The organism is Arenibacter arenosicollis (genome assembly GCF_014397245.1).
GTDB lineage: Bacteria > Bacteroidota > Bacteroidia > Flavobacteriales > Flavobacteriaceae > Arenibacter > Arenibacter arenosicollis.
The window spans coordinates 293,771-319,926 of sequence record NZ_JACLHY010000003.1 but is presented as its reverse complement, the minus strand read 5'-3'; the positions used below and the strand labels follow the sequence as shown (position 1 = coordinate 319,926).

At 38.5% G+C, this 26,156-nt stretch carries 26 protein-coding genes; 16 read left to right on the top strand and 10 right to left on the bottom strand.

Annotation, left to right across the window (positions count from 1 at the left end; translation table 11 throughout):
• The first annotated feature begins 101 nt into the window (after positions 1–101).
• Positions 102–563 carry a GNAT family N-acetyltransferase gene (locus H4O18_RS05860; protein WP_187582348.1) on the top strand — a complete coding sequence of 154 codons (462 nt, stop codon included), beginning with the start codon at positions 102–104 and terminating at the stop codon, positions 561–563.
• Between the two features lie 27 nt (positions 564–590).
• Here the strand turns inward: H4O18_RS05860 and H4O18_RS05855 are convergent, their stop codons facing one another.
• From H4O18_RS05855 to H4O18_RS05830, 6 genes are all read right to left on the bottom strand, one after another.
• Entirely contained in the window at positions 591–1,748 is a 1,158-nt protein-coding gene (locus tag H4O18_RS05855) for a methionine aminotransferase (RefSeq protein ID WP_187582346.1), read from the bottom strand.
• A 30-nt stretch (positions 1,749–1,778) separates the two neighbouring features.
• On the bottom strand, positions 1,779–2,252 hold the full coding sequence (locus H4O18_RS05850) for a very short patch repair endonuclease (protein WP_187582344.1): 474 nt from the start codon (positions 2,250–2,252) through the stop codon (positions 1,779–1,781).
• 103 nt (positions 2,253–2,355) lie between these two features.
• A complete protein-coding gene (locus tag H4O18_RS05845) occupies positions 2,356–3,102 on the bottom strand; it encodes a succinate dehydrogenase/fumarate reductase iron-sulfur subunit (protein WP_187582342.1) in 747 nt (248 codons plus the stop codon).
• 38 nt (positions 3,103–3,140) lie between these two features.
• Positions 3,141–3,503, bottom strand: coding sequence for a four helix bundle protein (locus H4O18_RS05840; RefSeq protein ID WP_187582340.1), 363 nt, complete (start codon positions 3,501–3,503; stop codon positions 3,141–3,143).
• A 53-nt stretch (positions 3,504–3,556) separates the two neighbouring features.
• The gene (locus H4O18_RS05835) at positions 3,557–5,572 is read right to left on the bottom strand and encodes a fumarate reductase/succinate dehydrogenase flavoprotein subunit (protein WP_187582338.1); all 2,016 of its coding nucleotides are present in this window, start codon (positions 5,570–5,572) and stop codon (positions 3,557–3,559) included.
• Between the two features lie 12 nt (positions 5,573–5,584).
• Entirely contained in the window at positions 5,585–6,262 is a 678-nt protein-coding gene (locus tag H4O18_RS05830; protein WP_187582336.1) for a succinate dehydrogenase cytochrome b subunit, read from the bottom strand.
• 390 nt (positions 6,263–6,652) lie between these two features.
• On the opposite strand from H4O18_RS05830, the gene H4O18_RS05825 reads away from it, so the two are divergent.
• Positions 6,653–7,018 carry a hypothetical protein gene (locus H4O18_RS05825; protein ID WP_222942345.1) on the top strand — a complete coding sequence of 122 codons (366 nt, stop codon included), beginning with the start codon at positions 6,653–6,655 and terminating at the stop codon, positions 7,016–7,018.
• A gap of 76 nt (positions 7,019–7,094) precedes the next feature.
• Here H4O18_RS05825 and H4O18_RS05820 read toward each other — a convergent pair whose 3' ends face one another.
• Positions 7,095–8,816, bottom strand: coding sequence for a M28 family peptidase (locus tag H4O18_RS05820; RefSeq protein ID WP_246474043.1), 1,722 nt, complete (start codon positions 8,814–8,816; stop codon positions 7,095–7,097).
• Between the two features lie 275 nt (positions 8,817–9,091).
• Here H4O18_RS05820 and H4O18_RS05815 point away from each other — a divergent pair, with 275 nt between their 5' ends.
• Both H4O18_RS05815 and H4O18_RS05810 read left to right on the top strand, forming a co-directional pair.
• The gene (locus H4O18_RS05815) at positions 9,092–10,390 is read left to right on the top strand and encodes an aminopeptidase P family protein (protein ID WP_187582332.1); all 1,299 of its coding nucleotides are present in this window, start codon (positions 9,092–9,094) and stop codon (positions 10,388–10,390) included.
• Between the two features lie 258 nt (positions 10,391–10,648).
• A complete protein-coding gene (locus tag H4O18_RS05810) occupies positions 10,649–11,551 on the top strand; it encodes a sugar phosphate isomerase/epimerase family protein (protein WP_187582330.1) in 903 nt (300 codons plus the stop codon).
• A 75-nt stretch (positions 11,552–11,626) separates the two neighbouring features.
• Here the strand turns inward: H4O18_RS05810 and brnQ are convergent, their stop codons facing one another.
• Complete coding sequence (gene brnQ, locus H4O18_RS05805) at positions 11,627–12,892, bottom strand: branched-chain amino acid transport system II carrier protein (RefSeq protein ID WP_187582328.1); 1,266 nt, start codon at positions 12,890–12,892, stop codon at positions 11,627–11,629.
• Positions 12,893–13,157: 265 nt separating this feature from the next.
• Here brnQ and H4O18_RS05800 point away from each other — a divergent pair, with 265 nt between their 5' ends.
• Positions 13,158–13,409: a hypothetical protein gene (locus tag H4O18_RS05800; RefSeq protein ID WP_187582326.1), complete on the top strand. Its 252-nt coding sequence runs from the start codon at positions 13,158–13,160 to the stop codon at positions 13,407–13,409.
• Positions 13,410–13,590: 181 nt separating this feature from the next.
• On the opposite strand, the gene thiL is transcribed toward H4O18_RS05800, so the two are convergent.
• Together thiL and H4O18_RS05790 are read right to left on the bottom strand one after the other, a co-directional pair.
• Entirely contained in the window at positions 13,591–14,634 is a 1,044-nt protein-coding gene (gene thiL / locus H4O18_RS05795) for a thiamine-phosphate kinase (RefSeq protein ID WP_187582324.1), read from the bottom strand.
• 150 nt (positions 14,635–14,784) lie between these two features.
• The gene (locus tag H4O18_RS05790; RefSeq protein WP_187582322.1) at positions 14,785–16,239 is read right to left on the bottom strand and encodes a Gfo/Idh/MocA family protein; all 1,455 of its coding nucleotides are present in this window, start codon (positions 16,237–16,239) and stop codon (positions 14,785–14,787) included.
• A gap of 318 nt (positions 16,240–16,557) precedes the next feature.
• Here H4O18_RS05790 and H4O18_RS05785 point away from each other — a divergent pair, with 318 nt between their 5' ends.
• The 11 genes from H4O18_RS05785 (at position 16,558) to H4O18_RS05740 (ending at position 26,141) form a co-directional block, all read left to right on the top strand.
• On the top strand, positions 16,558–17,778 hold the full coding sequence (locus H4O18_RS05785) for a choice-of-anchor B family protein (protein ID WP_187582320.1): 1,221 nt from the start codon (positions 16,558–16,560) through the stop codon (positions 17,776–17,778).
• A 3-nt stretch (positions 17,779–17,781) separates the two neighbouring features.
• Positions 17,782–19,125: a hypothetical protein gene (locus tag H4O18_RS05780; RefSeq protein ID WP_187582318.1), complete on the top strand. Its 1,344-nt coding sequence runs from the start codon at positions 17,782–17,784 to the stop codon at positions 19,123–19,125.
• Between the two features lie 238 nt (positions 19,126–19,363).
• On the top strand, positions 19,364–19,570 hold the full coding sequence (locus tag H4O18_RS05775; protein WP_187582316.1) for a hypothetical protein: 207 nt from the start codon (positions 19,364–19,366) through the stop codon (positions 19,568–19,570).
• A 205-nt stretch (positions 19,571–19,775) separates the two neighbouring features.
• Positions 19,776–20,105, top strand: coding sequence for a HesB/IscA family protein (locus tag H4O18_RS05770; RefSeq protein WP_103439097.1), 330 nt, complete (start codon positions 19,776–19,778; stop codon positions 20,103–20,105).
• Positions 20,106–20,203: 98 nt separating this feature from the next.
• Complete coding sequence (sufB, locus tag H4O18_RS05765) at positions 20,204–21,649, top strand: Fe-S cluster assembly protein SufB (RefSeq protein ID WP_187582314.1); 1,446 nt, start codon at positions 20,204–20,206, stop codon at positions 21,647–21,649.
• A gap of 154 nt (positions 21,650–21,803) precedes the next feature.
• On the top strand, positions 21,804–22,556 hold the full coding sequence (gene sufC / locus H4O18_RS05760) for a Fe-S cluster assembly ATPase SufC (protein WP_187582312.1): 753 nt from the start codon (positions 21,804–21,806) through the stop codon (positions 22,554–22,556).
• Positions 22,557–22,616: 60 nt separating this feature from the next.
• Positions 22,617–22,763 carry a hypothetical protein gene (locus H4O18_RS22115; RefSeq protein WP_246474034.1) on the top strand — a complete coding sequence of 49 codons (147 nt, stop codon included), beginning with the start codon at positions 22,617–22,619 and terminating at the stop codon, positions 22,761–22,763.
• Complete coding sequence (locus H4O18_RS22110; protein ID WP_343065416.1) at positions 22,739–22,978, top strand: four helix bundle protein; 240 nt, start codon at positions 22,739–22,741, stop codon at positions 22,976–22,978. The genes H4O18_RS22115 and H4O18_RS22110 overlap by 25 nt, the downstream gene beginning before the upstream one ends.
• A gap of 48 nt (positions 22,979–23,026) precedes the next feature.
• Positions 23,027–24,343 (top strand): Fe-S cluster assembly protein SufD, encoded by a 1,317-nt coding sequence (gene sufD / locus H4O18_RS05750; protein ID WP_187582311.1) that lies wholly within the window; start codon positions 23,027–23,029, stop codon positions 24,341–24,343.
• Between the two features lie 42 nt (positions 24,344–24,385).
• Positions 24,386–25,612 carry an aminotransferase class V-fold PLP-dependent enzyme gene (locus tag H4O18_RS05745; RefSeq protein ID WP_187582309.1) on the top strand — a complete coding sequence of 409 codons (1,227 nt, stop codon included), beginning with the start codon at positions 24,386–24,388 and terminating at the stop codon, positions 25,610–25,612.
• A 106-nt stretch (positions 25,613–25,718) separates the two neighbouring features.
• Complete coding sequence (locus tag H4O18_RS05740) at positions 25,719–26,141, top strand: SufE family protein (RefSeq protein WP_187582307.1); 423 nt, start codon at positions 25,719–25,721, stop codon at positions 26,139–26,141.
• Positions 26,142–26,156: the final 15 nt, after the last annotated feature.

Below are 26,156 nucleotides of genomic sequence, written 5' to 3'. Positions count from 1 at the left end.
TCAACTTGGGAAATAACGGCCAATTTAAAACCTAGATTGTAATCGCGTTGTGTACGCTTATTACCTGTAATCTTTGAATGTTTCATAAATAAGTCGATTTTGTGTCAACTTATTTTAGGACGGGACATTTTGAAAAAGATAATAATCCCGAAGATTTTAAGGCTTATCTTAATTCTGCCTTTGGCGAGAAAGCACTCAACAAGGAGCTTCTTGACAACAATTCATCTTTTTATTTTGTTTATAACGATGCCATTTTAGTGGGGTATATTAAGATAAATGAAAATGGATCTCAGTCGGATATTAAGGATAATGATTCCATGGAGATAGAGCGTATCTATGTATTGGGCGAATTCCAAGGTCAGGGAGTTGGAGCCTGGTTATTGACACAGGTAATTTCAATGGCAAGAACCAAAAACAAAAATTATGTGTGGCTTGGGGTTTGGGAATTGAACACTAAAGCCATAAAATTTTATAAAAGATCGGGGTTTTATAAGTATGGAACTCATCCGTATTACATTGGCAAGGATAAACAAACGGATTGGTTAATGCGATTGGATCTGTAAGAGGGAGTTTAGAATAAATCCTATAGTCTACAGCTTGCAGAGAATTGATGTGGCCTTGACCAAGGTTTCGTTGGTCTTTGCGAAACAGAATCGCACAAGATGTTTATCAATTCCTTTGGTATTAAACCCTGAAATGGGAATACTTGCTATTTGATATTCCTTTACCAAACGTTCTGCAAAGACATCATCCGGTTCTAGGGTAATGGCACTAAAATCCACCAATTGAAAGTAGGTGCCTTGGCAGGGGTGTATTTTAAATCTTGAGTTGCTTAATCCGGAAAGAAAAAGATCGCGCTTATCCTGATAAAATTTGTTGAGACTAAGATAGTGTTTAGGTTCCTTTAAGTAGGTGGCCAAAGCTTTTTGAACGGCATGGTCAGCACTAAACACATTAAACTGATGGGTTTTGCGAAATTCGTGCATTAGTTCGGCAGGGCCTGCGCAATATCCCATTTTCCAACCCGTAATATGGAATGTTTTTCCAAAGGAACCACATACAAAGGTACGGGAGGCAAGGCCGTCAAATTTTGATGCGCTTTCATGTTCAAGGCCATCAAAGACAATATGCTCGTATACTTCATCACTAATGACAATGATATCTGTTTTTTCAAGACTTTGCTGTAATTGAAGCATATCTTCGGTGGAGAATATGGTGCCACTAGGATTGTGGGGGGTGTTAATTATGACCATTTTGGTTTTGGAGGTAATTTTGGAACGGAATTCCTCCCAGTCTACCTTAAAATCGCTATTGTTTAGTTGAACAAACACAGGAATACCTCCATTGACCTCAATGGCGGGCTCATAACAGTCATATGCAGGCTTAATGACTATTACCTCGTCACCATGGCCTATAAATGCCGTAATGATGGTAAAAATAGCCTGTGTAGCACCAATGGTTATTGTTATTTCATTTTCTGGGTTATAGTGCCTACCATATAATTGCTCTATTTTCTTTGAAATCTCTTCCCGAAGTTCCAAAACACCTGTCATGGGTGCATATTGATTGTAGCCTTGGTTCATGGCCTGTGTCACCAAATTGATCAAGTTTTGGTCCGGTTCAAAATTGGGAAAGCCTTGGGACAGATTTATAGCGCTGTGTTTTTGTGCTAATTGCCCCATGGTCGTAAAGATCGTAGTCTTTACTTTGGGAAGCTTGGAGAATATTTTGTGTTTATAATTTGGCATTAGGGAGTAGTTATATGTGCTTCAGTGGGGTTAGGATTGCTGAGATTGTAAATGGGCAATTACTTGTTTTAGGCATTCATCCAATTCTTTTTTAATTTCCCGCTCCCAAAATCGGAATACGGTATAGCCCAAAGTTTGTAGTTCTTGGTTTACTTCTTTATCCCGTTGAATATTCCGTTCAATCTTTGGAATCCAGAATTCTTTATTGGTTTTAATCTTATGTTTCCGTTCTTCCCAATTATAACCATGCCAATATTCGCCATCAATGAAGATAGCGGTTTTATATTTATTTAGGACGATATCTGGTTTGCCTATCAATTTCTTATAATCTATCCTATATCTATATCCTGCCGCCCACAGGGCTTTTCTAAATTTTAGTTCGGGAATGGTGTTTTTACCTCTGATCTTTCCCATAATCTCAGAACGTTCAGGGGTGGTGTAAAAACCTGACTCTTCATTGAAACGCGGGACTATTATCCGTTCTTCCTTATATTCCTTGTTCATATTTAAAGATACTGGAATTTTGGGATTTGGGTAAACAAAAACCCCATTCCTGAAAGAGAATGGGGCCTAATTTTGTGAACCACAAATTATATTTAGATCAGAACTATCCTTTTATGCTGGCAGCAAAGAACTCCCTGTTCATACGGGCAATGTTTTCCAGGGAAATTCCTTTAGGACATTCTACCTCACAAGCCCCTGTATTGGTACAGTTTCCAAATCCTTCCAAATCCATTTGCGCAACCATATTTTTAACACGATCTGTTGCTTCTACCTGTCCTTGTGGTAATAAAGCGTATTGGGATACCTTAGCCCCAACAAACAACATGGCGGAGGAGTTTTTACAACTAGCTACGCATGCACCACAACCAATACAAGTAGCGGCATCCATGGCCGTATCGGCTGCATGCTTATCTATGGGAATGGCATTTGCATCCTGAGTATTTCCAGAGGTGTTGACGGAAATATAACCACCAGCCTGTTGAATACGTTCAAAAGAACTGCGATCTATTACCAAATCTTTAATTACCGGAAATGCTTTGGCCCTAAAAGGCTCAATAGTAATGGTGTCGCCATCCTTGAACATTCGCATATGTAACTGACAGGTAGTAACCCCTCTATCCGGACCATGGGCTTCCCCATTGATGTACATGGAGCACATACCACAAATACCTTCGCGACAGTCATGGTCAAAAGCAACAGGATCATCCCCTTTGTTGGTGAGCTGTTCGTTTAAAACATCCATCATTTCAAGGAAGGACATGTGTTCTGAAATCTCAGTCACCTTATATTCGACCATTTTACCTTTGTCCTGTGGTCCTTTCTGTCTCCAAATTTTTAATGTAAGATTCATTCTTATAGTTTATTAGCCAAAAAGCCAATAGGCATTAGTTATTTGTCTATCGATTTAATGAAGGCGTTTAACATTTTACTTTCTTCGGTTATTAAACCTTGTATTCTATTATAACTATTGGTTGATATAAAATTTAATTCTTTAGCTATTATTATTTGAGTTTCCAATTCGAATAAGGACCCTCTGGAAATTTTTAAAAATTGAATATAATACTTTGTGTAATTTCGACCCCATCCCTCGGCAATATTTGAAGGTATTGATATAGAGGAACGCTTGATTTGACTTTGTAATCCAAATATTTCGTCATTTGGGATTTCTTGGCATAATAAATAGGTCTCTTTAACTATATCTATTCCTTTTTGCCAAATCAGTAAATCTTTATACGTTCTTACGTCATTCATGTGGGCAATCTCCATTTATATTTGGCTTATGCCTATTGCCTATTGTCTTTTGCCTATTTATAACTTCTTTGTTTTAGTTCTATATCCTTAAATTCCAATTGTTCCTTGTGCAAAACGGCATCTGAAGGTTCTCCTTTATATTCCCAGGCGGCTACAAAAGCATAATCCTTATCGTTACGTTTTGCTTCTCCTTTTTGCTCTCCATCAATTTCCACCGACTCTTCACGGAAATGTCCTCCACAAGATTCCTCTCGCATTAAGGCGTCCTTGGCAAACAATTCTCCCAATTCCAAGAAATCTGCCACTCTTCCTGCTTTCTCCAATTCCGGATTCATCTCATTGGCTGAGCCAGGGACTTTTACTTCCTTATAGAACTCTTCACGAATAGCCTTAATTTCTGCAATGGCTTCCTTGAGGCCTTGAGCGTTACGGGACATACCACATTTGTCCCACATAACTTTACCTAAACGTTTATGGAAATAATCTACTGAATGCGTTCCTTTATTATTGACAAAGAAATTGATTCTTTCGGTTACTTCTTTTTCCGCTGCGTCAAATTCGGGAGAGTCCGTCGGAATTTTACCAGTCCTAATTTCATGGGAAAGGTAATCACCTATAGTGTACGGTAGTACAAAATAACCATCGGCCAAGCCTTGCATTAATGCAGATGCTCCCAAGCGGTTGGCACCATGATCGGAGAAATTGGCCTCCCCTATACAATACAATCCTTCTACGGTAGTCATTAGGTTGTAATCTACCCAAACTCCGCCCATGGTATAGTGGGTAGCAGGATAGATCATCATTGGTGTCTTATATGGATTTTCATCTACGATTTTTTCGTACATCTGAAATAGGTTACCATATTTTTCCTCTACTACTGCTTCGCCCAATGCGGTTATTTTTTCTTTGGACGCATTTTGTATTCCGTGAATTTTAGCTTGTTCCAAACCGTATCTTTCAATAGCGGATTTAAAATCCAGATACACGGCTTCCCCAGTAGCGTTAACACCGTAACCGGCATCACATCTTTCCTTTGCTGCTCTGGAAGCCACATCACGTGGCACCAAGTTTCCAAAGGCAGGATATCTTCTTTCCAAATAATAGTCCCTTTGTTCCTCGCTCAATTGGGTTGGTTTTAATTTTCCTTCCCTAATGGCCAACACATCTTCCATATTTTTAGGGACCCATATACGTCCGTCATTTCGCAATGACTCGGACATTAAGGTCAATTTGGATTGATAGTCACCCGAGCGTGGGATACAGGTCGGGTGAATTTGGGTATAACATGGGTTTGCGAAAAAGGCACCCTTTTTATGTATTTTCCAAGCTGCAGTGGCGTTAGATCCCATGGCATTGGTAGAAAGGAAATATACATTTCCATAGCCCCCGGATGCAATTACTACTGCGTGTGCGGAATGGCGTTCTATTTCACCGGTAACCAAGTTGCGCGCTATAATACCACGAGCCTTGCCATCCACCTTTACAACATCGAGCATTTCATGCCTGTTGTACATTTCTATTTTCCCACGGGCAATCTGTCTGTTCATGGCAGAATATGCCCCTAACAATAATTGTTGTCCTGTTTGTCCTTTAGCGTAAAACGTACGTGAAACCAAAACACCACCAAAAGAACGGTTGTCCAATAATCCACCATAATCCCGAGCAAAAGGCACCCCTTGTGCTACACATTGGTCAATGATATTGGCCGAAACCTCTGCCAAACGATATACGTTGGCCTCACGTGAACGGTAATCCCCTCCCTTTACAGTATCGTAAAACAAGCGATAGGTAGAATCCCCATCCCCTTGATAATTTTTTGCTGCATTTATTCCTCCTTGTGCGGCAATGGAATGTGCCCTGCGCGGGGAATCCTGATAACAGAATGCTTTTACCCTATAACCAAGCTCGGCCAAGGTTGCTGCAGCAGAACCTCCAGCAAGACCTGTACCAACAACAATAACATCGATGTTTCGTTTATTGGCAGGATTTACTAAGTTTATTTTATCCTTATAGGTCGTCCATTTATCCTTTAATGGGCCTTTTGGTACTTTAGAATCCAATACAGACATAGAATTGTATTATTAATGGTTAAAATGGTGAAAAAGTGCAATAAAAATAAATCCTAACGGAATTAAAATAGCGTAAGCCTTTCCAAATCCTTTTAACCCTTTTGTATATTTATTATTGGCACCAACAGATTGAAATGCTGAACTAAAGCCGTGAAGTAGGTGCAATGAAAGAAAAACAAAACCTAAACAATAAAGGGCAACCCTCCAAATAGGCTCAAATTTATGGGTAAGTTCTTCGTAATAACGATAACCTTCCCCATCGGCTAAAAGGCCCGACATATCTCCTTGAATATATTTTGTATTGATTTCAGGAAACCAGAAATCCAAGAAATGAATAATTAGAAAAATAAGGATGAAGCCACCGCTCCAGATCATATTCCTACTCATCCAAGTGGAATTGGCCGCTCCATTGTTTTTGACATAACTAATTGCACGCGCATTCCTGTTTTTTATTTCCAGAATAAATCCCATCACAAAATGATAGATGACCCCAAATAACAGCACTGGTTGCAATGCGTATTGTATTAGGGCGTTGGTGCCCATAAAATGTGAGGTTTCATTAAAAGTATCCGGACTTAAAACGGATAGGATATTAATGGCAAAATGTTGAAGGATAAAAATCATTAAGAAAAAGGCGGAAAGGGCCATTGTGTACTTCCTGCCTATTGAAGAGTTTAAAAATCCACTCATTGGTTATATGTTTTGATTGCAAATTTACTCTAGAATCGAGTTATTAACAAACTTTGTTGAATTTAAGTACGGTATTTAGAACCAATTTAAAGAATTCCATAATTATAGTTCAGAAATAACAAGAAAATCTTTTCGCTCGAACTATAAAAAAAGTTGAACCAATTAATTTTATTTTTTGATTTATTTTTTATAAATGTATGGTATACAAGTGATTGCATTTTATTTATTAGATGTTTGGGAAGATTTTTTTGATGTTAAAATTCCTTTTGGACGCAGTAATTTTAGAAGGTTTTTTCTTACATTATTTTGAAATATCGATTGGTGCGACTATACTTTTATTGGTTTCCTGGCGTTAGAAACTAACCCAACCGTAAAAATCAAGATGACTGCATGGTAATCTGGAAATCCTGGACATTTAATATTAAATTCTCTTTAATTGCATTCTTTGCAACTGCAATACTAGGTCTATTAAGCATGGGTGCCTTGGGAGGAATATTATATTATCCGGTCTCTTTCCTTTTTGAACCTTATCTTAATATAAACGATTGGCATGGCGATTGGGTGTGGCCAACCGTAATTATGGTCGGAATGTTATGGTCCTTCGGTTTTGTATTTGCGGCTGTGGCATGGTACTACCTCAATAAGATATCGGATTCCAAAGTATTACTTATTTCCGTATATGTGGCCATACTTTGGCTATGGGCGGCCTTACTGTGGGCTGGCATGATCATGGTTAATATAGGTCAATTAACCTAGGTTTTTCACACATACATTGCCCAAAGACTATTCATAATTTTAATTATTTGAAGCGTTAGGGAATTTCTAACTAGCTTCATTTCGTCAATTCCGAAACAAAAATTTTGGATTGGGATTCTATAATGGCCTGCGCCTGTAAAATGGCCTTGTCCAAAATTACCGTATTTTCCGGGGAGGCCAAGTCCCTAGTGGAAGTAATGGCTTTTAAATACCAATCCTCCCAAGCTTTTATTATGTCTACCTCATTTTCCGCGGGTTTACCGGCCTTTACGGATTTCTCACTTAGTAAAAATTCCTCAGCAAGACGTGTGGTAGCAGCATCTTTTACTATTTCAACAATATCCATCGCTGTATAGGAATCGCCATTTACTAGGGTCAATGCACTTGCCAATGCGGCAATACTTACATTTTTAAGTGTTTCTTGAGATACCTTATCCATTCTATCGCTATCGGTATGATAAAACTGATCCGTAAAATGCCATAGTAATAATCCGGGAATATGGCTGTCCAAAAATGGGGTGTGATCACTGCCCCCTTCATAAGGGTTGGTGTTTACCGTCCATTGTGCAGCTTTCCCTTGATTCATAAAAGTATGGATTATATAGTCGTTTAGGTAATGGGGCTTCATATCCTCCAAGGTGAGTAGTTTACCACCCCATTCCGTATGCTTATCTTTTCCTCTGGTCCAAATGGCACTGGGATCTGGCATTTTTTCGATCAAAAAGGAACCGCCGGTAATGGCTGTATTTTCCCCTACCATATCCAGACTAAGTCCCCATTTAATAGTTGCTGCCCTTTTCTCATTCTCTTGGAGATACCTTTTTGTGGATATAATCTCATCTCCCCATAGGAAGGTCATCGTTCGTTGGGCATCAATACTGCCTTTTTTAATTAATTTGGCAGCCATGGAAGCAATTTCCAATTGTGCTCCCACACCGCTAGCATTATCATTGGCACCCGGTTCCTGTATATGGGCACTAAACACAATACGCTCTTCAGGTATTTCCGATCCCTTTATATTGGCTACGACTGTCAGTTCTTCGGAAGGATACATTTTACTGGAAATATTCACTTTGGCAAATACTTTTCCTTTTTCTAAAGCCGATTTCACCTTCTCTTTGGCCTCGTAGGACAGGGCAATACCCCAAGTATTTTTTGAATCGTAGGGCAAACTTCTGAATTGAATGGAATTTACGTGTTTCTCGGGTTGTAAATACCCGGGATTATCGTAGCTGACAATACCCAACGCACCCTTTCTTAAAACTCCTTCCTTGTATATTTCGATGATATTGAGTTCCGTGAAAATAATTTTACCCCTTACCGAAACCTTTTGGAGTTCATCTAAATCCTTTACAAATATTAATTCAGCGGTGGTTCCATTTTTAGGGGTCGAAGTTGAATTTTGATATACCATGTTTCTATTTGAAGCATAGGACAATATTGGTTCATTAATACCAACAATGCTAAGTTCCGCATCCACAATCTCCCATGTGGGATGCTCCATTGGTCTGTTTTCTATTCGATAGGTAAAGCGATCGATATTGGATGCGTTTACCTCCAAGACATAACCTGCCGCCTCTAGGCTAGTGGCAACTTTATGGATACTTTTGTTAAAACCTTCATTGCCCGCCACGCGCCAAAACTGTTCAACGAATGCCGTAGTTTCGTAGGCAAGCTCCCCACTAATATTACTCCTAAGGATATTTAAATAGTCATCTGTTGTAACTGCTGAATTTTTTACCTGGCCCCAACTCAGGGTAATCGCACTTATCAATAAAAGAACTAGATTTTTAGTCATAACTATAGACAATATTTTAGGGACTTTATAGGGCATAATACACCACACTTTTATTATATAAAATCTAAGGACGAAGGTATGGCATTTTAAAGTTTCGATGGTTGGAAAGAAGTGGTTTTAAAAATCATTTAACGCTTTGTGGGGGGTAAAGCGTTTCCTATTTATTAAATTTGGCTGAAAAATTAAAAAACATGCAATGAGCCGCGATAATACAGGGATAATAACCGAGATACTGCGTAACGAATTGCTCTGACTCTTTTAAAAATTTAGATTGTATGAAATATCAGCAAATAGATAACAACTTGTTTATAAAGAACCGCAAGAAATTTATGGCCCGGATGAAGCCAAAGAGTATTGCCGTTTTTAATTCGAACGACCTATATCCAATTGGTGCCGATAGCACCATGCCCTTTGAGCAGAACAGGGATTTATTTTATTTAAGCGGAGCCGATCAGGAGGAAACCATTTTGTTATTGTTCCCAGATGCTGTGGACAAAAAGCACAGAGAAGTTTTATTTGTAAGGGAGACCAATGCACATATTGCGGTTTGGGAAGGGGAAAAGTTGACCAAGGAAAAAGCCACGGAAGTATCTGGGATTGAAACGATATATTGGTTGACCGATTTTGATAAGATTTTCTTTGATCTGATGACCGAAACGGATACGGTATACTTTAATACCAATGAACATTATCGTCAGGCGGTAGAGACCCAAACACGTGAAGATCGTTTTATTTTAAAGTGCAAGCAAGATTTCCCAGCGCACCAATGGGCCAAAAGCAGTCCAATTTTGCAAGAAATAAGGGGTGTAAAGGAACCAGAGGAAATTGCTATTATGCAAACAGCCTGTAATATCACTGAAAAAGGATTTAGACGCTTGTTGGGTTTTGTAAAGCCAGGGGTCTGGGAATATGAGATCGAGGCGGAGCTATTGCACGAATTTATCCGTAATAGGTCCAAAGGATTTGCCTATACACCTATCATTGCTTCTGGCAATAATGCCAATGTATTGCATTATGTAGAAAATAACCGCGAATGTAAGGATGGGGATATGTTATTGATGGATGTTGCGGCAGAGTACGCCAACTATTCCAGCGACCTTACGCGTACCATTCCAGTGAACGGTAGGTTTACCCCAAGGCAGAAAGCGGTTTATGAAGCTGTGCTCCGGGTTAAGAATGATGCTACTGCTATGTTGGTGCCCGGAACCATGTGGGCCGAATACCATAAAGAAGTGGGTAAGTTAATGACCTCCGAACTATTGGGATTGGGGTTATTGGACAAGGCCGATGTTCAAAATGAGGATAAGGATTGGCCAGCTTATAAAAAGTACTTTATGCACGGCACCAGCCATCATATTGGCTTAAATACCCACGACTACGGGGCGCTTAAAACACCTATGTTGGCCAATATGGTTTATACCGTGGAGCCTGGGATCTATATTCCAGCCGAAAATATGGGCATTAGGTTGGAAGATGATGTGGTTATCCAAGAAAAAGGGGCTCCTTTTAACCTTATGGGCAATATTCCTATTGAGGTGGAGGAGATTGAGGAGTTGATGAATGCCAAGAAATAACAATAAAATTGATGGCGCAAGAATAAGTAAATTGTCTATTTTCTAAGTGCCGAGTACACTATTTAATTAATCCCCGACGCCTCTGCCTCGGGGATTTTTTTTTGCCTTTAATAATTATTTGTTGTCGGGAAGGGCTAATTATTGGTTATTAATTTGAATTCAGATAACTTAACTGATTGAACGGGATAGGTTTTAATGCAATTCATGTCCAGAACCTTAGGGATAATTATTTTTTAGAACCCAAAATTGATTGTAGATATGGATAATAGAAGAAGAAATATTATTAGGGCTCTAGCAATTGCTCCATTTTTATTGGGTATGCGTAAGCTTATGGCGAGCCCTAAGATTGTTGCAAAGGCCAAAGATAGATTGCAATATAGTGTCAATGCATATTCCTTTAATTCATTGTTGAGAAATGGTGAAATGACATTTTTTGATATGATGGAATTTGCTGCAAGTATCGGTTTGGATTCTGTGGACTTGACAGGATATTATTTTTCCTCATATCCTGAGCCACCTTTAAATAGTGAACTTTTTCAATTAAAGCACAAAGCGTTGAAACTTGGACTGAATATTGCTTGGACCGGCATAAGAAATGATTTTGTTAACCCTGATGCTGAATCCCGTAAAGCTGATAGCGCTATGATCAGTAGGTGGTTGGACGTTTCGTCAAGTTTAGGAGCGACTATCTTGAGGGTTTTTACAGGAAAACATAATTATGATGGATTTTCAAAAAACGAAGTAAAAGAGTGGCTTGTGGCTGAGTACAAAACCTGTGCTAAATATGGTGAGGAAAAAGGTGTCATAGTGGCATTGCAAAATCACAATGAATTTTTATTCACAAGTGACGAAATTATTGACATAATAAAAAGGGTCGACTCTGAATGGTTTGGTCTAATTTTGGATATAGGTAGCCTCCATGCTGAAAATCCTTATGATGAAATTGAAAAGCTGGCTCCTTATGCCAATTATTGGTTTATTAAAGAACATGTATACCCAAATGGCATAAAAACCCCGGTTAATATGAAAAAGATTGCCAACATAGTTAAAAATCAAGGTTATCAGGGGTATATTTCGTTTGAAAGTCTTTCCGATGGCGACCCGAAGGAAATTATTGCTTCGATGTTTAATTCGTTTAAAGCAGAGTATGAAAAACTATAGATTATTAAGATAATCGATCATAATTAAAACAATGATAAATTGGTACCAAGGTACCAAGGTACCACATCAACTACCTCACTTTTTTTCAATTACATTGGATATTACAAAAGTTGCCATAGCCGGTAATACCCATCCCACCTGGTATTCGCTTAAGGGAATCCAGGAAAATATATTCTTATTGGGAGCTAAATCTCCCAAGCTTCCAAAAAAATCGGGAACACTGAAAATAAAAGTGGTGATCACCACAGCTTTAAAGACCATTGGTGAGGCCCATTTCTCCGGGACAACGTTCAGGAGTATTAATATGATAGTGATGGGGTAAATAAACATTAGGACGGGAAAGGCCACAGTAATAATGTAGGCCACATTAAATTGTCCCATTACAATCCCGAGAAGGCAACCCATTATAGCAGTTAAGAGGTAGGCATGTCTTGAATTGGGGAGACGGTCTTTTATAAAATCGGAAGTTCCTGTCACAATACCTACGGCAGTCGTAAAACAGGCCAGACTTACCAATATGCTTAAAAAAATATTGGCGCTGTTGCCCAAGGTTATTTTGCTTATTCCGGAAAGCAATTCTATTCTGGTGATGCTGGATTCAAAATTATTATGGTTCAAGGCCCCAGTAAGGATAAGGCCAATGTATATTACAAAGAGGCTTAGACCGGCCAACCATGCCGCATTGCGGACCAACGTTCTTTTGTCTTTATAGGAGGCTTTTGACTTTAGGTTGATGGAAACAATGATTACACCGCCCACTACGATGGCCCCAATAGCATCAAAGGTCTGATATCCTTCCAAAATACCAGCGCTGAACGGACTAACCATGGAAGTCTCCCCAAAATTGAATTGCATGGCGAATACGGATACACCTATAATCATTACTAATATTAGAATAATTGCGGGAGTAAGTCCTTTTCCCAGTACGTCCAATAATTTGGAACGGTTAATAACGAAAATAAAAACCAAGGAAAAATAGATTATACTCGTAACAAGAGCGGAAGTATTAAAGAAAGGCTGAACTGCAATTTCATGTGTAACGGCTGCGGTACGAGGAGAAGGCAAGCTAATGGAAATGGCATAAATTAGGATGGAATAAACCAGACTAAATTTTGGGGAGACTTTTTTTCCAAAGTCATATATAGTCCCCTGTAATTTGGCATGGGCAAAAATTCCCAATATGGGTACTAAAACTGCGGATACTGCAAAACCCAGAGCTACCAGCCACCACCAACTTCCCGATTGAAACCCCAACAATGGCGGGAGGATCAAATTCCCTGCACCAAAGAATAAGGAGAATAATGCAAAAGAAGTAACAAGGGTTTCCTTGGTGTTCGGCATTTATTGCAATTTTGGGCGAAAGATAGTTTAAAAACCGTTCAGTTTAAATAGGTATTTAGACACAGTATTGACGCATTTGGTCGAAAAAATTAAGTTTTATTAAAAAAAAACGAAAAAAAAACAGGTTGCGCCCAATAAATGGAAGGGTGTATGCGTTAATTATCTGAAAGTCATTTAGTAAGTGACGAACACCAATTAACCCTAAGTTTAATTTTTGCATTTTACGGTCCCTAAACCTTACCAATGCCACTCTAAAACCTGCATTATGAAAAAAGTTATCACAGATTATGGAACAAGACTCAGCGCATTTTGCTGCAGCATTTTCGGACACCATTATTCAGTATCCAAAAAGGTTACCTTGCACATCAAGGAATATCAATGTGTACACTGTGGTAAGGAGGTGACTACGGATGTTAGTGGAAATCTTTCCGTTTTAACTCCGGAATTACAGGACATCAACAATACTTTACAAGATATTTATCAGAAAAGACATAGGGCCACACAACAGGTAGCCTAAACTATGCTTTGGCAAATGAATTCCTACCTTAAGCGGTATCGGAGTTTTTGAAGTTATTCCCGTAAATTATAAGAACGCCCATATTTTTGGCTGTCCTGCGCCCCACGACAGTTAAGTAAGGAACGTCCTTTATTTTCGGGAATTCTTTTTTTACCGACTTGTCAAATTTGCTTGCATTTCTTTATTTAAAAGAATTCCAACCCTGAGCGGTAATAGGAATTTTGGTATTGCTTCTGGAAATCAAATTAACACCTTCGTCTTTATCGGTCATATGTCCCACTACCGTGAAATGGGGATTTCCTTTTATTTTTAGAAAATCTTTCTGATCTATAGTGAATAATAGCTCGTAATCTTCACCCCCACTTAGGGCTACAAGCGTACTGTCCATTTTAAATTCTTCACATGCCGAAATTACCGTTGGATCCAATGGAATTTTATCTTCGAATAAATTACATCCCACTTCACTTTTATCGCATAAATGTAAAATTTCAGAGGAAAGTCCATCACTAATATCGATCATGGATGTAGGACGAATCTCCAGTTTATCCAACAAGTCTTTAACATCCCTTCGGGCCTCAGGTTTTAATTGTCGTTCCACGATATAGGTGTAAGGGGATAGATCGGGTTGATTGTTTGGATTTACTTTGAAAACTTCCTTTTCCCTTTCCAGTACCTGTAGCCCACAATAGGCAGCACCTAAATCCCCTGAAACTACTAAAAGATCATTTGGTTTGGCCCCGCTTCGGTAAACAATGTTTTCTTCCGCAGCTTCACCTATAACGGTAACGCTTACCAACATTCCTTTGGTAGAGGAGGTGGTATCTCCACCCACTAAGTCTATTTTGTAGATTTCGCAGGCAAGGGCCACTCCGCTATAAAATTCTTCCAGGGCTTCCAAAGGAAATCTATTGGAAACGGCAATGGAAACGGTTATTTGGGTAGCTGTTGCATTCATGGCGTAGATGTCCGATAAATTTACCATAACAGATTTATAGCCCAAGTGCTTTAGGGGCATATAGCTGAGGTCGAAATGTACGCCCTCTATCAATAGATCTGTAGATATTATGGCCTTCTTGTCCTTAAAATCCAACACGGCGGCATCATCTCCAATACCCTTAAGGGTAGATTTATGCTGTAAGGTAAAATCTTTGGTAAGATGTTTTATCAATTCAAACTCCCCCAATTGATCTAATCCGGTCTTTTCTTGATTCTTATCTTCTATCATGCGGCAAAAATAAGGAGTATATCCATTATATCCTTTTTTTGGACTAAATAAAGAATCTATAAGTAAAAAATTAAAAAGCCGGACCTAAATAAGTATTCTTAATGATACTTACAAAGTCCGGCGATTTAGATCAAATTATATTTAAGAGGTCTATCCCACAGAATATCCCGCTCTATAATTGCGTTTTACGTACTTGTTGGCAGCCTCAAAGTTGGTAACCCTCATGTTTTCTGCATCCCATAGCAAACGTTTTCTTCCATTGTATTTTGAGCCTCCCCAGAAGCTACCTTTATCGGCACTAGGGTCCACTTCAAAATAGGCCTTAAGCGCCAAGTTACCAATCAGGATACTTTCGGTAAAAGGACCGGCATAATCAAATGAAGAACTGGTCTCGGCATTGCCATAACCTGCCATACAGGCGTTTACCCATTGTAGATAGTGGCCTTCCGGAACTCTTGCAATGGTTTCGGCAACTTCAAATTGTTCGTTTAACGATAAAGGAAGGAGTCTTGGGTTGGCGCCATAACAATCAGCCAACAATTTACCTTTGGTTCCAATAAATAGTACTCCGCCATCCCAGTTGCCCAAAGCTTCGTCATCGCCCATTTCATCCGGTCTTTCCGGTAGAAGTCCACCATCCATCCAAGTAACTTTTACATTGCCTTTGCCATCGGTTCTTGGATAGCTTAGGTGTATTTTACTGGAATTCGGGAAACTCTTAGGATAATCGGCTGTTTCAAATTTCCCTTTAAAGGAATCTGAAACACTACACTCAACCTGGTTAGGATAAAGTATTGGCAGTATTCGGTATACGGGATCCATTATGTGGCAAGCCATATCTCCAAGTGCACCTGTTCCAAAATCGGACCAACCCCTCCAATCAAATGGAAGGTAAGCATCATTATAATCACGCATTTCGGCGGTACCTAACCAAAGGTCCCAATTTAGGCCTTTGGGTATTTTATCTTTTTTGGTTGGTGTTTGAAGTGCTTGTGGCCAAATAGCCCTATTGGTCCAACATTTTACGGTGTGTACATCTCCTATGATGCCTGTATCATAAAGTTCCTTCATTTTTCGTACGCCATCACCTGAACCACCTTGGTTCCCCATTTGGGTAACTACCTTGAATTTTTTTGCTGCCTCGGTAAGCATTCTAGCCTCCCAGATATCGTGTGTCAAAGGTTTTTGAACGTAAACGTGCTTGCCCATTGACATAGCCATATAGGCAGCTACAGCATGATTGTGGTCTGGAGTAGATACCGAGACGGCATCAATATTGTCCTTTTCATTTTCCAACATTTTTCTAAAATCGGCATAGTATTTTGCCTTTGGAAAAGATTTCCTGGATTCAACGGCCTGTCTGTCATCCACATCGCAAAGCCCTACAATATTAACATTGGGGCTTTCTGCGAAGGAAGCAATATCACTTCTACCTTTACCACCGGCACCTATGCCGGCAATATTAAGTTTGTCACTTGGGGCAACATAACCTGGGCCTCCCAATACATGTCTTGGTACTATCATAAATCCGGCAGTTGCCAAGCCGGTACCTTTAATAAAATCTCTTCGCGAATTGTTACTAAATGCGGTCTTTTTTTTGGACATAATTTTTGAACGTTTTTCTATTTTTTTAAAATGGATTTGAATTTAAATTAATTTTTTGTAATCGGCATTAATATGATATAATATATTTTCCGAATATTTTGTTAATTTATTAAAATTCAACCCCAAGGCCTATTAAAATCTTATTTGGTTAATGGATTTTTGGCCCAATATTCAAGAATATGCCATTTTTCTTTTTTGTTGACAGGCAAATATATTTTGGTCTGAGAAACCTAAAGTACAATCATTTTTTGTTTATATATTAATTGGAATTATGGATTAACATCAATAAGAGTTCGTAATTTTATAAAAAGGAAAGCCATGTCAAAAGTCATTAATTTTATAATCATAGGTCTGTTGGCCATTGGGTGTTCCAAAAATTCGGACCCTCAGGAAATCCCCATGGACGAGCAGGTTGTGGATGGGACTCCATGCATAAATGGTAAGGCGGGTATATATCCTTGTAGTGGTTATGACCTTCTCGGGAAAATATCGTTAAACACTCTTCAGGCCAGTTCGGCCAGTGATATTTGGGGTTGGGCCGATTCTGAAAACAACAAGGAATATGCTATAATAGGGTTGGATAATGGCACCGCATTTGTGGATATTACGGATGAGGATAATCTTAGATATTTAGGGAAATTGCCAACTGCTACAGTGAATAGTACTTGGCGCGATATCAAGGTTTATAAGAATCATGCTTATATTGTTTCGGAAGCAGAAGGCCATGGAATGCAAGTTTTTGACCTTACACGGTTAAGAAACGTTGTTACTTCTCCCGAAACATTTACAGCAGATGCCCGCTATACCGGATTTGGGAATTGTCATAATATTGTTATTAATGAGGACTCTGGTTTTGCCTATGCGGTGGGCACTGCCAGGGATGATATATACAATGGTGGAATACATTTTATAAATATCCAGGACCCCAAGAATCCTTTGGCGTCTGGAGGATATGGCGCTTCAGGCTATACTCACGATGGACAGGTTCTAACTTATAGTGGGCCGGATTCAAATTTCAGTGGAAAGGAAGTGTTTGTCGGAGCCAATGAGGATCATGTGGTTTTGGTAGATGTTTCCAATAAAGCTATTCCTGAAGAAATTTCTACAATGACCTATAGTAATTTCGCTTATACCCATCAAGGTTGGTTTACTCAAGATCAGAAGTATTTTATTTTGGGGGATGAATTGGACGAAGTAAATTTTGGATTCTCATCACGTACATTGGTTTTCGATTTTACAGATTTAACAGCACCCCTCCTTCATGATGTTTATTTGGGGAAAACCAGTGCAATTGATCATAATGGCTATGTTAGAGGGGATGAATTTTTCCTTGCGAACTATACTGCGGGAGTTCGTGTTTTGGATATTTCGGGAATCACAGATAAATCCATTTCCGAAGTAGGTTTCTTTGATACCTATCCGTCGGATAATAAGACCGACTTTAATGGGGTTTGGAGTGTGTTTCCCTTCTTCACCAGCAATAAAATTGTGGTTAGCGATATTAATTCGGGACTTTTTGTAATTAAAAAATCCAATTGAACCATGAAGAAAATTGCCCTGATAATATTCTGTTTTATTGCACTTTCTTGCTCAAATAATGACGAAGAACACAAGAATGAGTTGGACAAATCCGTTTTTTTAGGGGAGCTGGAATGGGTAAAAAGTTTTGGTGGCTCCCTTGACGATACTGCCCAGGCCATTATTTCTACTAATGATGGCGGATTTGCCATTTTAGGATTTTCCAATAGTATTGATGGGGACATTAACGACAAGGCGTTGGAGGATAATGATTATTGGATGTTAAAATTGGACCAAGAAGGCATTTTGCAATGGAGCAGGACATATGGAGGAAGTTTGGATGATATTGGTAAAAATATTGTTCAAACTTCGGATGGGGGTTATGCACTTATAGGATATAGCCAGAGCAGTGATGGGGATGCCAGTAATAATGAAGGCTTTCATGACAATTGGATTCTTAAATTGGATGCCTCTGGAAATATAGAATGGGAGAGAAGTTTCGGATTTTCTGGGCATGATCATTCTTATGATTTGATACAAACCTCCGATGGGGGTTTCTTTTTCTCGGGGTTTTTGGATATTACGGCGGCTAGATCGGACGGTTATTTGGATAAGGGAAGCTACTTGACTAGACACGGTGTCGGCGAATTTTGGGGTACTAAATTGGATGCACAGGGAAATCTGGAATGGCGGAAGTATTTTGGCGGCACCAATAACGATAGGGCCCACGGGGTGGTGCAGTCCAATGATGGAGGTTTTGTTCTTGCAGGATTTTCCGAAAGTGAGGATTATGACATTTCAAATTCCAAGGGAAGCTATGATTTTTGGGTGGTTAAGATTTCGAGTGATGGTGATTTGGTCTGGGAGCGATCTTTTGGTGGCACAGGTATTGAAATAGCGTACGACATAGCGAAAACTATGGATAATACCTATGTAATTACGGGAAACACTTTTAGTAATGACACAGACGTTTCTAAGAATAATGGAGAATCGGATATATGGCTTATAAAAATTGATGATAATGGCAGTCTATTATGGGAAAAAAACTACGGGGGACCTCAGTTTGATGCTGCACAAAGTGTTAGTCTTGCCAGTGATGGTGGCTTTATTATTACGGGAAATTCCAAAAGCAGCGATTTGGACGCTACCTCCAACTTAGGGGAAAATGATATTTGGCTATTAAAGACCAATGCTTCCGGGGATTTGATTTGGCAAAAATCCTATGGGGGAAGCGGTATCGATTTTGGTTTTGATGCCATTGAAACGGCTGATCAGGGGGTTATTTTAGTGGGAGACTCCCAAAGCACAGAATTTATGGGCCTGCAACTAATGGGAAATTCCGATGCCATAGTTATTAAAGTTAGGTAGACAAATGACTGACCGTCTTTGGTGGGTAAAGAAGTTGGATTCAACAATATGTTATTGTGGGCGAATTAGGCATAACTACGGCTCTATAGCATACTTTTAAATCTAGATTAAGTCCAATCAAGAATTATAATCGGAATAACTGGTTAGGTTAAATTAAAACTTAAGAAATAGAAAATGACTTATATCAGGGGATTATCGAAGTTATTGGTATATTCGTGTAAATTAAAAAAGACATTGCATGAAAAAATTTATTATAACAATTTTAGTTTTGGGATTGCCTTTTTTTGCCATTATTTCCTGTAGGGAAACCAAGGAAAAAACTGTAATTATAGAGAAGGAAGTGGAGAAGGATAAAGGTATTCTGGAAAAAGCAGGAGAAAAGGTAGATAAGGAAGTTAATGAGAAAATAGATGATGCTATTGATGAAATTGGAGATGATAATTAGAATACGACCTTAATTATATCTAATTGGCTTTTAAAATTGGCCAACAAAATTGTGATAAACAATTTTGTTGGCCAATTTTTTTTGAAGGGAAGTTTTATAATAGAAATCCCCTATTTGGCTATACGTTATATTAATGTTAGGAAATATGGTAAAACCCTACATATGTACTATATTTGTAAACTATTTAGATTAAATCCAATTAAGAATGATTAAAGTATCTGAAACAGCTAAGCAGAGGGTAATGGCCCTAATGGCCGAAGGAGGCTTTGACGCCAGCAAGGATTATGTGCGGGTAGGCGTTAAAAGCGGGGGCTGCAGTGGTTTGTCCTATGAGCTCGATTTTGATAATAAAACCACTGAAACCGATAAAATTTTCGAGGACAATGCAGTGCGTATTATAGTAGATAAAAAAAGCTTTCTTTATCTAGTAGGTACCGTCCTGGAATATTCCGGGGGACTTAATGGCAAAGGGTTTGTTTTTAATAATCCCAATGCCCAAAGAACTTGTGGTTGTGGAGAGAGTTTCTCTCTCTAATACAACAATGGGGAAATAACAAAATATACCAATGCTTGCGTTGGAGATGATAAATAATTAGCCAATTGTTGTATTGAACAATTGATAAATTAGGAAGAATGGCATATACTGAGGAAGAATTAAAAAAAGAACTGGAGACCAAGGAGTATGAGTATGGTTTCTATACAGATATAGAATCTGATACGTTTCCAATTGGTTTAAATGAGGAAATTGTAATCGCTATTTCAAAGAAAAAGGAAGAACCCGAATGGATGACCCTATGGAGGTTGGAATCCTTTAAAATCTGGAAGGAAATGGTGGAGCCCGAATGGGCAAATGTTAAATATAAAAAACCTGATTTTCAGGCCATTTCATATTATTCCGCACCTAACAAAAAACCCAAGTATGATAGTTTGGACGAGGTAGATCCAGAATTATTGGACACTTTTAAAAAATTGGGTATTTCCTTGGACGAACAGAAAAAGTTGGCGGGAGTGGCCGTGGATATTGTAATGGATTCCGTATCGGTAGCCACTACTTTTAAAAAGACGCTTGCCGAAAAAGGAATAATATTTTGTTCTATTTCCGAGGCAATTAAGGAGCATTCGGAACTGGTTAAAAAATATATAGGATCTGTGGTTCCGCAAAAGGACAACTTTTATGCGGCCCTTAACTCAGCGGTTTTTTCTGATGGGTCTTTCTGTTACATTCCAAAGGGAGTACGCTGCCCAATGGAACTTTCCACTTACTTTAGAATTAATCAGGCAGGTACGGGACAGTTCGAAAGAACCTTGGTAATTGCCGATGAGGGTAGTTATGTAAGTTATTTGGAAGGATGTACCGCACCTTCCCGTGATGAAAATCAGTTGCATGCCGCTGTGGTAGAATTGATAGCTTTGGATGATGCCGAAATAAAGTACTCCACCGTGCAAAACTGGTTCCCTGGAAATAAAGAGGGATTAGGGGGAGTTTTCAATTTTGTAACCAAAAGGGGATTGTGCGAAAAGAATGCTAAAATTTCTTGGACCCAGGTTGAAACTGGTTCGGCCGTTACCTGGAAGTACCCATCATGTATACTTAAAGGAGATAATTCCATAGGGGAATTTTATTCCATTGCGGTAACCAATAATTATCAACAAGCGGATACGGGTACCAAAATGATTCATTTAGGAAAGAATACCAGGAGTACCATTATTTCCAAAGGTATCTCGGCAGGGAAGTCCCAAAATAGTTACCGTGGATTGGTACAGGTAAACAGTAGGGCCGACAATGCAAGGAATTTTTCCCAATGTGATTCCTTGCTAATGGGGAATGAATGTGGTGCACATACCTTTCCTTATATTGAAGTAAAGAATAAAACTGCACAAATAGAACATGAGGCCACTACCAGTAAAATTGGAGAGGACCAGATTTTTTATTGTAACCAGAGAGGGATAAATACGGAAAAGGCAATTGCCTTGATCGTAAACGGCTTCAGTAAGGAAGTGCTTAATAAATTACCAATGGAATTTGCAGTGGAAGCCCAAAAATTATTGGAAATAAGTCTAGAGGGGTCTGTAGGATAAGGGAAATAATTTCTGATGGTATGTCTTCTTCAAAGGAGGGTTCAAGTGCCATAAGAAAAAAATACTGCTACCCATTTAAAACAACAACATAAAAGAAGATTTTAATAAAATGCCGAAGGCGCCCAATTATTAAAAATAATTAGAATTTAGAACAATGCTGAAAATTAACAACTTACACGCTAGAGTAGAGGATAAAGAGATATTAAGGGGAATAAACCTAACGGTGAATGCAGGTGAAGTACATGCCATTATGGGCCCCAACGGTTCAGGGAAAAGTACCTTGGCGGCTGTAATTGCCGGGAAGGAAGAATTCGAAATTACCGAGGGAGAGGTATTTTTGGAAGGTGAAAATCTAGAAGACACTTCGCCTGAAGATAGGGCACATAAAGGAATATTTCTATCCTTTCAATATCCTGTTGAAATTCCTGGGGTTTCCGTTACAAATTTCATGAAGACCGCTATCAATGAATCTAGAAAAGCTAAGGGATTGGAAGATATGCCAGCTAAGGATATGTTGAAATTGATTCGTGAGAAGTCGGAAATGTTGGAAATAGATAGAAAATTTTTATCGCGTTCATTGAATGAAGGTTTTTCCGGAGGTGAGAAAAAAAGAAATGAGATTTTTCAAATGGCCATGTTGGAGCCTAAATTGGCCATTTTGGATGAAACTGATTCCGGTTTGGACATTGATGCCTTGCGTATTGTAGCCAATGGTGTAAATAAATTAAAGAGCAAAGACAATGCGGTAATTGTAATTACCCACTATCAACGTCTTTTGGAATATATAGTACCTGATTTTGTTCATGTATTGCACAACGGAAAGATCGTAAAATCCGGCACTAAAGATCTTGCCCTGGAATTGGAAGAAAAAGGATACGATTGGTTGAAACAGGAAACTGTTGTCTAATTTTAATGTTCAATGTTGAAAGTTTAAAAGTCAAAATTGCATTCTGACTGTATTTTTGAGATGGCTAAAATAATTTCATTTGAGGAAATAAATGCTTGGAAAGAAAGCAGGGATTTCAATAAAGTAATTTATGGCTTGACGAATAAGGGAGAGTTTGAAAAAGATTTTGATTTAAAAGACAAATTAGAAGGGCCTCGGTATCTATAAGTTCCAATATTGCGGAAGGGTTTGAAAGAAATACAAATAGGGAATTTATTCGCTTCCTATACATTTCAAAAGCCTCTGCGGGAGAAGTGAGATCTCAGTTGTATTTAGCATTGGATTTGGGGTATTTGGAGGAGAAGGAGTTTATATTATTAAAGGAAAAAATTGAAAATATATCTAAAATGTTAAGTGGGTTTATAAAGTATTTGGATAAGTAATCAAGGCACTTTATAACATTAGACATTTAGACATTACAACTTGTAAAGATGGATTTAAAAGAAAAATTAGTTTCCTCATTTTTGGCATTTGAAAACGGTGTGGATGTAGATAATCCGGTTCATGATATACGAACAGAGGCCATTAAAAATTTTGAGGCAAAGGGGTTTCCTACCAAAAAGGAGGAGGCTTGGAAATATACTTCCTTAAATACACTACAGAAAATAGATTACAGCATCTTTCCAAAGAAGGAGAATATGTTGGAGTATAGGGATGTTAAAAAATATTTTCTACATGAAATAGACACCTTCAAGATTGTCTTTGTTGATGGGGTATATAGTTCTTTTTTATCGGAGACTACCCATGATGGAGTGGATGTATGTCTAATGAGTTCGGCCTTGAACAAGCCCATGTACAAGCAAATAATAGATGTTTATTTTAATAAAATAGCTTCTAAGGACGATTCGTTAACTACTTTGAATACTGCTTTTAGTAAGGAGGGAGCCTATATTTATATTCCTAAAAATAAGATTCCTAAAAAACCGATAGAAATTGTTCATTTTTCCACTGGTAATGAAGCCGCACTTTTGTTGCAGCCGAGAAATTTGATTATTGCCGAGGAAAATGCCGAGTTGCAAATTATTGAACGTCATCAGAGTTTAACAGCAAATGAAGTGTTGACCAATTCGGTCACCGAGATTTATGCGGCGAAGAATTCCAACGTTGATTATTATAAGGTACAGAACGATTTAACAACTGCCTCCTTAATAGACAATACCTATATTGATCAGAAGGACGGCAGTGTTGTAAAGGTTCATACCTTCTCCTTTGGAGGTAAATTAACCCGAAACAACCTTAATTTCTATCAAAATGGGGAAAGGATAGATTCTACCATGAAAGGGGTTACCATTATTGAGGAAAAACAGCATATAGACCACCATACATTGGTGCATCATATTCAACCCAATTGTGAAAGCCATCAAGATTATAAGGGGATTTATGGTGAAAATTCTACTGGGGTTTTCAACGGTAAGATTATTGTGGACAAAATTGCCCAAAAGACGAATGCCTTTCAACAGAACAATAATATTTTGGTAAGCGACAAGGCTACCATTAATACAAAACCTCAATTGGAGATTTTTGCAGATGATGTAAAATGCTCCCACGGTTGTACCATCGGGCAATTGGATGAGGAGGCTTTATTTTATCTTCAATCTCGGGGAATTCCAAAAAAAGAAGCAAGGGCATTGTTAATGTACGCCTTTGCCAATAACGTTTTGGAAAGTGTCCGAATCCCGGAATTAAAGGTTAGGATCAACAAATTAATTGCCAACAAATTGGGCGTTCGTTTAGGATTTGACCTTTAGAAAGTTTCTATTCAACGTAATTCCCAGCATTGAATTTTTACCATGATACAAACTGTTTTAGATATCTTGAGCATACGTAAAGACTTTCCAATCTTAAATAGGAAAGTTAATGGCTATCCCTTGGTATATCTGGACAATGCTGCTACGTCCCAGACGCCGAAAAAGGTTATAGATGCCATTGTGGATTATTATAGTAACTATAATGCAAATATCCACAGAGGGGTTCATACACTGTCGCAAGAAGCAACGGACGTTTACGAACAGGCTAGGCAGAAGATACAAAAGCATTTTAATGCGGCTAAGTCGCATGAAATTATTTTTACTTCAGGAACTACCCATGGTATAAATTTAGTGGCCAATGGTTTTGCCTCATTTTTAGAAAAGGGCGATGAAATTATTGTTTCCGCATTGGAACACCACTCCAATATTGTTCCATGGCAAATGCTATGTGAGCGTACTGGGGCAGTGTTAAAAGTAATTCCAATGAATATGGAAGGTAAATTGATTATGGAGGAATACCATAAATTACTCTCCCACCGTACCAAATTGGTATTCTGCAATCATGTTTCAAATGCCTTGGGTACCATTAATTCAATAGAGGAAATTATAACAGCTGCCCATAATATAGGGGCTGCGGTCCTAATAGATGGCGCTCAGGCTGCTCCACATATAAAAGCTGATGTACAGAAATTGGATGTAGATTTTTATGTGGTTTCAGCCCATAAAATGTGCGGTCCTACTGGAGTAGGAATGCTTTACGGCAAAGAGGAGTGGTTAAATAAATTGCCACCTTACCAAGGTGGGGGCGAAATGATTGCAGAAGTAACTTTTGAAAAGACTACCTATGCCGATCTTCCCCATAAGTTCGAAGCTGGGACTCCAAATATTTGTGGAGGTATTGCTTTTGGTGCTGCCCTGGATTATATGAACGCCATAGGATTTGATGCCATAGCCCAATACGAACACGAGCTTTTAGAGTATGCAAGCAAGGAACTCCTGGCCATTGATGGATTAAAAATATATGGAGACACCAAGGAAAAAACAGCAGTGATTTCTTTTAATATTGAAGGTCTTCATCCTTATGATATTGGTAGCATATTGGATAAACTAGGGGTTGCTGTAAGGACAGGACATCATTGTGCCCAGCCAATCATGGATTTTTATAAAATTCCCGGTACCGTAAGGGCCAGCTTTAGTTTTTATAATACCAAGGAAGAAGTAGATATATTGGTGGCAAGCGTGCAGCGGGCAAAAACAATGCTGTCATAACTTCATTTGGTTAATTTTCAATCTTTTAAATAGTTGATATGCAAAATTACTTATTGTATTTTTGCATGGAATTGTTACCATTATACAATGGGCACAAAATTTGGATATGAGTATAAAAGAAATTCAGGAAGAGATAGTTGATGAGTTCTCTATGTTTGAGGATTGGATGCAGCGTTATGAGTACATGATAGAGCTTGGAAAATCGCTACCTATGATCAAGGAGCAGTATAAGACCGATGATAATATTATTAAGGGCTGTCAGAGTAAAGTATGGGTACATGCAGAATTGGAAGGCGATAAATTAGTTTTTACTGCGGATAGTGATGCCATTATTACCAAAGGTATCATTGCCATTTTAATAAGGGCCTTTAGTAATCAAAAACCTAAAGATATTATTGAGGCCGAGACCAGTTTCATAGATGAGATCGGATTAAAAGAGCATTTATCACCTACTAGGGCAAACGGTCTGGTAAGTATGATTAAACAATTGAAATTGTATGCTGTGGCATACCAAACACAATTAAATTAATTGGTCTGGCCTACA

Bases quoted from the DNA above. Each gene is read 5' to 3' on its own strand.
- H4O18_RS05835 (WP_187582338.1), bottom strand. From the start codon at position 5,572: ATGTCTGTATTGGATTCTAAAGTACCAAAAGGCCCATTAAAGGATAAA.
- H4O18_RS05825 (WP_222942345.1), top strand. From the start codon at position 6,653: ATGGTAATCTGGAAATCCTGGACATTTAATATTAAATTCTCTTTAATT.
- H4O18_RS05770 (WP_103439097.1), top strand. From the start codon at position 19,776: ATGATTAAAGTATCTGAAACAGCTAAGCAGAGGGTAATGGCCCTAATG.
- sufD (WP_187582311.1), top strand. From the start codon at position 23,027: ATGGATTTAAAAGAAAAATTAGTTTCCTCATTTTTGGCATTTGAAAAC.
- H4O18_RS05840 (WP_187582340.1), bottom strand. From the start codon at position 3,503: ATGAATGACGTAAGAACGTATAAAGATTTACTGATTTGGCAAAAAGGA.
- sufC (WP_187582312.1), top strand. From the start codon at position 21,804: ATGCTGAAAATTAACAACTTACACGCTAGAGTAGAGGATAAAGAGATA.
- H4O18_RS05780 (WP_187582318.1), top strand. From the start codon at position 17,782: ATGAAGAAAATTGCCCTGATAATATTCTGTTTTATTGCACTTTCTTGC.
- H4O18_RS05740 (WP_187582307.1), top strand. From the start codon at position 25,719: ATGAGTATAAAAGAAATTCAGGAAGAGATAGTTGATGAGTTCTCTATG.
- H4O18_RS05800 (WP_187582326.1), top strand. From the start codon at position 13,158: ATGAAAAAAGTTATCACAGATTATGGAACAAGACTCAGCGCATTTTGC.
- H4O18_RS05845 (WP_187582342.1), bottom strand. From the start codon at position 3,102: ATGAATCTTACATTAAAAATTTGGAGACAGAAAGGACCACAGGACAAA.
- thiL (WP_187582324.1), bottom strand. From the start codon at position 14,634: ATGATAGAAGATAAGAATCAAGAAAAGACCGGATTAGATCAATTGGGG.
- H4O18_RS05820 (WP_246474043.1), bottom strand. From the start codon at position 8,816: ATGACTAAAAATCTAGTTCTTTTATTGATAAGTGCGATTACCCTGAGT.
- H4O18_RS05830 (WP_187582336.1), bottom strand. From the start codon at position 6,262: ATGAGTGGATTTTTAAACTCTTCAATAGGCAGGAAGTACACAATGGCC.
- H4O18_RS05785 (WP_187582320.1), top strand. From the start codon at position 16,558: ATGTCAAAAGTCATTAATTTTATAATCATAGGTCTGTTGGCCATTGGG.
- H4O18_RS05850 (WP_187582344.1), bottom strand. From the start codon at position 2,252: ATGAACAAGGAATATAAGGAAGAACGGATAATAGTCCCGCGTTTCAAT.
- H4O18_RS05810 (WP_187582330.1), top strand. From the start codon at position 10,649: ATGGATAATAGAAGAAGAAATATTATTAGGGCTCTAGCAATTGCTCCA.
- H4O18_RS05775 (WP_187582316.1), top strand. From the start codon at position 19,364: ATGAAAAAATTTATTATAACAATTTTAGTTTTGGGATTGCCTTTTTTT.
- H4O18_RS05745 (WP_187582309.1), top strand. From the start codon at position 24,386: ATGATACAAACTGTTTTAGATATCTTGAGCATACGTAAAGACTTTCCA.
- sufB (WP_187582314.1), top strand. From the start codon at position 20,204: ATGGCATATACTGAGGAAGAATTAAAAAAAGAACTGGAGACCAAGGAG.
- H4O18_RS22115 (WP_246474034.1), top strand. From the start codon at position 22,617: ATGGCTAAAATAATTTCATTTGAGGAAATAAATGCTTGGAAAGAAAGC.
- H4O18_RS05855 (WP_187582346.1), bottom strand. From the start codon at position 1,748: ATGCCAAATTATAAACACAAAATATTCTCCAAGCTTCCCAAAGTAAAG.
- brnQ (WP_187582328.1), bottom strand. From the start codon at position 12,892: ATGCCGAACACCAAGGAAACCCTTGTTACTTCTTTTGCATTATTCTCC.
- H4O18_RS05815 (WP_187582332.1), top strand. From the start codon at position 9,092: ATGAAATATCAGCAAATAGATAACAACTTGTTTATAAAGAACCGCAAG.
- H4O18_RS05790 (WP_187582322.1), bottom strand. From the start codon at position 16,239: ATGTCCAAAAAAAAGACCGCATTTAGTAACAATTCGCGAAGAGATTTT.